This window comes from Bartonella sp. OT172YNZD (genome assembly GCF_042193725.1).
Lineage (GTDB): Bacteria > Pseudomonadota > Alphaproteobacteria > Rhizobiales > Rhizobiaceae > Bartonella > Bartonella grahamii_A.
In genome coordinates, this window is record NZ_JBHILZ010000058.1 from 1 (window position 1) to 1,220 (window position 1,220).

2 protein-coding genes are annotated in these 1,220 nt (G+C 37.0%); both read right to left on the reverse strand.

Annotated features, from left to right (window positions below; genetic code table 11):
* A partial coding sequence (locus ACFIJS_RS08950) for a TrwH protein (RefSeq protein ID WP_375651262.1) occupies positions 1-119 on the reverse strand: 119 nt, incomplete at its 3' end.
* Between the two features lie 239 nt (positions 120-358).
* A complete protein-coding gene (locus ACFIJS_RS08955; protein ID WP_375651264.1) occupies positions 359-1,204 on the reverse strand; it encodes a type IV secretion system protein in 846 nt (281 codons plus the stop codon).
* Positions 1,205-1,220: the final 16 nt, after the last annotated feature.

Here is a 1,220-nt window from a genome sequence, read left to right on the forward strand (position 1 = left end):
GGAGGGATTGTTTTATTAATAGGCACACGGTTCCTATCATTGGGCTGTTTTAGCTTTGGTGCTAATGCACAAGCTGATAAAAAGTTTGCAATCAAAATTACAAGAATGATCGACTTCATTTTAATACGACTCTTTGTTTACTGTTATATGCATCCTGATATTTGTCGTCATTATTGCTATTTTGAAAATAAAGTAAAGTACGTTGTGTGTAATTATTTTAATTTTTATTCTATTTTAATTTATGAAAATAACTCAATTTCAGTGCGAATATTTTTTACTTTAGGATCGGATATTCTCGTTATTTTGTCATATGGATGTTAAAGGCGTCTGTTACGGGAACTGTTGCTTTTTATCTCATCTAGTTTCTATGTCTCCATAGATGTCCGAATGTCATGCCTTTTGCGAGAGAATTGGCAATGCTTGATAGTTTGAGTAACAGCATGATGGATATAATGGACAAGATGAGAGCTCCCCCAAACATGAAGCTTATATTCTGGTTGTAATCGAGTTTCATATCGCTCAAATAGTTTGCAAAGATATTCATCATCAGATTAAATACAGTTGCTAAGAGTAGAAAGAGGATTATATAATTGACGACTTGGATTATCCATTGCTCGAAAAGGCGATGCGTTGGTTGCCAGAGCAAAGCAATGATGAAGAGTGGTCCCCATCCTACGAGAAGTGTAATAGCGATTTTTGTCAGTAGCACGAGACCACCGCCGATTGCTACTACGAGGCTTGTTGCCAGCAAGATGATGATGCCTAAGAGACTGTAGAGCAGTCCATTGGCTTCGAAGAAGACGGTTTCTTGGAAAAGGCGACCTGCATATTGAAATCCTTTGGTTGCTGCTGTGTCAAGTAGATTCATTAATTGTGTATCATTGAGTGGGTTTGTTATGAGCGCTTTTGATAAATCATAGGGCATTTGTATTATCAAATTTGCAATTTCACTCTGATAAAGTCCTGTGGTAAGAGCTATTGAAGTAATAATACTTATCCGTAGGAAACGATTTACGAATCCGGAGAGTGGCATATCTATAGCGCCACGAATGATGAGCCATCCGTAGATGATGAAAGCGATTGTGAGACCGATTGATACAAAGGGTGTAATTGTAGCTATTGCTTTTGAGGAAATATCCGTGACATATGTTTTTGTTATCTGATCAATTTTATTGAAAAGTTGCGTGAACACTGTAAAGTTCATGGAATTCCTCTTTAAC

Bases quoted from the DNA above. Each gene is read 5' to 3' on its own strand.
- ACFIJS_RS08955 (WP_375651264.1), bottom strand. From the start codon at position 1,204: ATGAACTTTACAGTGTTCACGCAACTTTTCAATAAAATTGATCAGATA.